The organism is Geminocystis sp. CENA526 (assembly GCF_050753365.1).
Lineage (GTDB): Bacteria > Cyanobacteriota > Cyanobacteriia > Cyanobacteriales > Cyanobacteriaceae > Geminocystis.
The window spans coordinates 1-5,638 of sequence record NZ_JBLZFY010000169.1 but is presented as its reverse complement, the minus strand read 5'-3'; the positions used below and the strand labels follow the sequence as shown (position 1 = coordinate 5,638).

At 36.8% G+C, this 5,638-nt stretch carries 3 protein-coding genes; 2 read left to right on the top strand and 1 reads right to left on the bottom strand.

Annotation, left to right across the window (positions count from 1 at the left end; all coding sequences use genetic code 11):
* Nucleotides 1-186: 186 nt before the first annotated feature.
* Nucleotides 187-768, bottom strand: coding sequence for a molybdenum cofactor guanylyltransferase (locus tag ACN4EE_RS21820; RefSeq protein WP_431708623.1), 582 nt, complete (start codon nucleotides 766-768; stop codon nucleotides 187-189).
* Between the two features lie 65 nt (nucleotides 769-833).
* Here ACN4EE_RS21820 and ACN4EE_RS21815 point away from each other — a divergent pair, with 65 nt between their 5' ends.
* Nucleotides 834-1,307: a DNA phosphorothioation-associated protein 4 gene (locus ACN4EE_RS21815; protein WP_431708622.1), complete on the top strand. Its 474-nt coding sequence runs from the start codon at nucleotides 834-836 to the stop codon at nucleotides 1,305-1,307.
* A gap of 382 nt (nucleotides 1,308-1,689) precedes the next feature.
* Complete coding sequence (purL, locus tag ACN4EE_RS21810) at nucleotides 1,690-5,382, top strand: phosphoribosylformylglycinamidine synthase subunit PurL (RefSeq protein WP_431708621.1); 3,693 nt, start codon at nucleotides 1,690-1,692, stop codon at nucleotides 5,380-5,382.
* Nucleotides 5,383-5,638: the final 256 nt, after the last annotated feature.

Here is a 5,638-nt window from a genome sequence, read left to right as displayed (position 1 = left end):
TCTTCCCCCTCTTCCCCCTCTTCCCCCTCTTATCTTCATCATCTTATATCGAATTCAGGTTTAGGTTAAGGTAGGCAAGAGGCACTCATGCAATAGTAGTCGTATCTTCGATATTTTTTTCTAATAATTTATTTCTCACAAATGATTCCTGATTGCTATATTTTAAGAAAAATCGGATGTTTCCTCTTAAAAAAGATTACTGTATTTTTTATAATCTTGTGGAGTGTTGCAATTAAAAAAAATTTGCTTATTTTTTACTTTTAATTCTTCTACTTTTTCAGTATTCAACCATTTTTGAAAAGAGCGATTTCCTGTGTTTAGATAATCTTCTAAAGATTGACGACAATTACTCCGATAAAAACCGCATAAACACTGCCAACCTTTCTCATCTTTTGGCAAAAAAGCCATGGAACTTTCTTTAATACTAGGTAAGTATTTAATCCATGTTTGAATCTCATTTACTGTTAAAAAAGGTAAGTCACAAGCTAATAATAAAATCCAGTCACTTTTAACCTCATTTAATGCGTGAGAAAAGGCGATTAATCCGCCTTGAAAACTTGATAATTCTTGAATGAAATTACATTCTTGAGGTAAGATCGATCGATATTTTTCCCCCCAAGGAGTTACAATGTAAACTCGATCGGTACATTGTTGAGCTATATCGAATGTTTTTCTTAATAAAGGTATTCCATTTATGTCTAATAAAGCCTTATCTTTTCCCATGCGAGAACTTTTACCCCCCGCTAAAATAATAGTTGCAATTTCCATCAATTTACCCTCTATAATCATATTAAATAGTATAGTAATTTTTAAAAAAAATTTATTAAAATCCTATGGCTATTAGAATAAAAATCGCTCAAGATAAAGCCAATTTAGTGCAAAGTTTAATCTTCAATAATGACAATTCTCAAGGGGTATTTTCTACCTATGCGGATATTATTGCCTTTGCCGCCGCCTTCGGAAAAAAGCATAAATTTAGATTACCATTAGATGTTATCGCCAAAGAACCCTCTCCCATCAGTTTAGATGTTTTTAGCAGTCGTGGTTATGATGTTTTAATTAAACTTTTAGCTATTACTGAAACTAAAAATCCTCAAATTATTTCTGCCTATGATGCCACTGCTGAAGAAGAAAGGGTTACTATTTTTGAAGAATATGCTAACGGCGGTTTAATGAAGTTGCAAGAACAACTAAGAGGTTCTGTTGACTATAGTGAAAGAATTTTGCTGATTTTAAGTCACAATAAAAACCTTACTTCTCATGCTGAAACTAATTTTGATTTAACTAAATTTTTACCCGATATTTAATTAATAGATTTCGATCACATTTATGATTTTACCACCGTAAAACAGGCATCTTGTCTGTATTTTTGAAGATGTCTAATTTATTATGTTCGATCGTACTGTTAATGACTAGAGCGTCAAAAAATTGTATTTGATAGAAAAAAATATACAAAGGCAAAAAAAGTTTGTTAAGACAATTAAAAACTTAGCACACCTTTTTATGTTAAAATTTTGTTGTTAGTAACAATATTATTTTTACTTTACTCAAAACCCTTTCCAGTGGAAAGGTCGGCTAGATAGTGCCGAATCACACGATGTTTGTTAAATTTTTTAGATAAACTTTTAATAGATATTGGGTTTAAACCTATCTGGTATATTGTTATTAAGTCAATTAATGAGAGAAAATATGTCAGTACCCTTTACCCCCCAAGAAATCGCCTCCGAAGGCATTAAACCTGCTGAATATGAAGACATCGTTAAAAGATTAGGCAGACACCCCAACAAAGCAGAATTAGGTATGTTTGGGGTAATGTGGTCAGAACATTGTTGTTATAAAAACTCTAAGCCCCTTTTATCTCAGTTTCCCACAGAAGGCGATCGAATTCTAGTCGGACCCGGAGAAAATGCTGGAGTCGTGGACTTTGGTAACGGTTTAAGGGTAGCCTTCAAAATCGAATCCCATAACCATCCTAGCGCCATCGAACCCTTCCAAGGAGCGGCTACAGGTGTCGGTGGTATCCTTAGAGATATTTTTACTATGGGCGCACGTCCGATCGCCATTCTCAATTCCTTACGCTTCGGTAACTTAGATAATCCCCACACCAAACGCATCTTTAAGGGAGTTGTCGAAGGTATATCACACTATGGTAATTGTCTAATCGCAGAAGAAACTTTAATATGGCGTGATAAGAATGGGATTCATTTTGATACCATTGGTAACTTTGTCGAGTCTCGCCTTAGCGATAATCAAGACACCCAAGAAATCGCCTTAGACAACATTGAAACCTTATCTTTTGATAAAGATACCCTTCAAAGCACTTGGCAACCTATTCGCCGTATTTTTAAACGCTATACAAATCAATTAATAACAATTAAAACCGCTTTAGGAAGAAATCTTACCATTAGCCCTGATCATCCGCAATTGGTAGTGGAAGAAGGAGAATGGAAGATAACAGAAGGAAAAGACCTCAAAGAAGGTGATATTATTCCTTTATCCATTAATTTACCAGAATCTGAGCAAATTCATTCCGAATTAAACTTAATACCCCTACTAGGAGATAATCACCAAGACGTTTATATTCGCTTTCCCTCCGACTGGTGTGCTACTGAGCAATTTAAGCTAGAATTACATAAAATCGAGGCTAATGCTACCCACAGACATCGTTATCTCACCGAAGGTTATTTACCCCTTCCTTTGTATCGTCAATTAGAATCTTTTAGTGATGTTTCCCCGACGGCATTAAAACTTTATCGTCGTAGTGGTAAAGCTAATTATATGAATGCCGTTATCAAAATTGATGAAGATTTAGCCCGTTTATTAGGCTATTATTTATCAGAAGGATGTGTCTCGCAAAATGGCAATACTTATAAGATAATTTTTACCTTTGCCCTTCACGAAAAAGAGTATGTGAATGATGTTGCTAAAATCATTGAAAAATTAGGTTTACGTCCTTGCATTGAAGAAAGAAAATCTACTATTGCAGTTTATGCAACTTCTTGGTTATTCGGTTATTTATTAAAAGATGTTTGGGAATGTGGAGATAAAGCACAATTTAAGGCTTTTCCTGATTGTTTTTTCACTTGGTCATCTTGTTTACAAAGAGAAGGTTTAAAAGGACTTTTAAGAGGTGATGGTTCATTAACCACAAAAACCAATGGTAATCATGCTAAGATTTCATTTGCTACCACAAGTCACAAATTATTTGAACAGACGATTATTTTATTGCAAAATCAAGGCATAATTCCGTATATTTATCGTCAAGAAAGTAAATTATGTTCGATCGAAGGGCGAGAATATCAACGTTTACCCTTGTGGCAACTAGAAATTAATAATGTGGATAATTTAGGCAAATTAGTTAATATTTTTAGTGAAGAAAGAAACGAAAAATTACTATCCGCTTTGGACAATTATCAAGGGAATAAACACTCTTTTCCTCGTTATAAAATATCTGGACAATTAGCCTTTGTGAAAATCAAAAATATCGATACTCAAGAGGTAGAAAATTATCCTGTTTACGATATAGAAGTCGATAATACTCACCTTTTTGTCACCTCCTCTGGTATCTTAACCCATAATTGCGTAGGCGTACCCACTGTTGGAGGTGAGGTTTACTTCAATTCTGCTTACAGTGGCAATCCCCTTGTTAATGCTATGGCGATCGGACTTATGGAAACCGATGATATAGTAAAATCAGGGGCTTCAGGTATCGGTAATCCTGTTTTGTATGTGGGATCAACTACAGGTAGAGACGGCATGGGGGGGGCAAGTTTTGCCAGTGCCGAATTGACAGATGAATCATTAGACGATCGACCCGCAGTACAAGTAGGCGATCCCTTTTTAGAAAAATCCCTCATTGAAGCCTGTTTAGAAGCCTTTAAAACTGGTGCAGTGGTAGCCGCCCAAGACATGGGTGCGGCAGGTATTACTTGCTCAACCTCAGAAATGGCGGCAAAAGGCGGAGTCGGTATTGAGTTAGACTTAGACAAGATTCCTGCACGGGAAAAAGGCATGATACCTTATGAGTATCTCCTCTCAGAGTCTCAAGAAAGAATGCTCTTTGTAGCTCACAATGGTAGAGAACGAGAATTAATCGACATCTTTGAAAGATGGGGACTCCATGCCGTTGTTGCAGGTACAGTTATAGATGAACCCATCGTAAGAATTTTACATCAAGGTTCGATCGCAGCCGAAGTGCCTTCCACTGCTTTAGCTGATAATACCCCAATTTATCACCATGAAGTCTTGACAAAACCGCCAGAATATGCTATACAAGCATGGTCATGGACAGAAAATGAGTTGCCAAAAATTGAGGATAACGGCGTAAATGGGCAAAATTGGGAGCAAATCTTATTAACTTTGCTAGATACCCCTAGTATCGCTTCCAAACGGTGGATTTATCGTCAATATGATCATCAAGTGCAAAACAATACGGTGATGTTGCCGGGTGGAGCGGATGCGTCTATTATCAGAGTGCGCCCTGTTAACGGTAAACCAGAGTTAGCTAAGACAGGTATCGCCGCTACCACGGATTGTAACCCCCGTTATGTCTATTTAGAGCCGAATTTAGGAGCAAAATTAGCCGTTGCGGAAGCCTCTCGTAATTTGAGTTGTGTGGGCGCACAACCTATCGCTATCACCGATAATCTTAATTTCGGAAGTCCAGAAAAACCAGTGGGTTATTGGCAATTACACCACGCTTGTCAGGGTATCGCTGAAGCCTGTCGAGAGTTTAACACCCCTGTTACTGGTGGTAATGTTTCATTGTATAACGAGACGATCGACTCTGAGGGCAATCCCCAACCCATTTATCCGACTCCCGTGATTGGCATGGTGGGTTTAATTCCTGACATCGACAAAATTTGTGGGCAAGGTTGGCAAAAAGAAGGCGACTTGATTTATTTGCTAGGGAAATTTAACCCCAGTTTGGGGGCTTCTGAATATCTTGCTACGATTCATAACACTGTAGCAGGAAAACCCCCTGAATTAGACTATGACTTAGAGAAACAAGTGCAGGAGGCTTGTAGAGAAGGCATTATTCAAGGAATAGTAAAATCTGCCCATGATGTCAGTGAGGGGGGAGTTGCCGTTGCGTTAGCGGAGTCTTGTATCAGTGGTAAGTTAGGGTGTGAGGTGAATTTACCAAGTATTGACTCTCGTTTAGATAGTGTCTTATTTGGGGAATTAGCTAGTTTAATTATTGTGTCGATTAATCCCGAAAATCAAGCTAATTGGGAAGCGTTTTTAACAGAAAAATTAGGTAATAATTGGCATAAAATTGGGCAAGTAAAAGGCTTTAATTTAACTATCAATAATCTGATTAATTTAGATGTAAAAACTATTACTAATACTTGGGAGAGTTCGATCGAAAACCGCCTCTAGTTTGGGTTTGCTGAATAAATCAAAAGGTTATTAAAATCAATGGTTTAGGCACATTATATTCACAAAAAAGTGCGAATTTTTGGCAATTTTTACTCAAAAACAAGGCATTTCAAATCTGATTATTCACAATATACCTGTATATTTTTTGAAGATATAACGCTTCAACACCTTGATTTTTCATTCTTTAACCTGACACCTGATGCCTGTGATACCCACTCTCATCAAAATACTTTTTGTGCATCCCTAGTTTGTTTTA

Excerpts from the sequence above, each read along its gene's own strand:
- ACN4EE_RS21820 (WP_431708623.1), bottom strand. The coding sequence starts at position 768 with ATGGAAATTGCAACTATTATTTTAGCGGGGGGTAAAAGTTCTCGCATG.
- ACN4EE_RS21815 (WP_431708622.1), top strand. The coding sequence starts at position 834 with ATGGCTATTAGAATAAAAATCGCTCAAGATAAAGCCAATTTAGTGCAA.
- purL (WP_431708621.1), top strand. The coding sequence starts at position 1,690 with ATGTCAGTACCCTTTACCCCCCAAGAAATCGCCTCCGAAGGCATTAAA.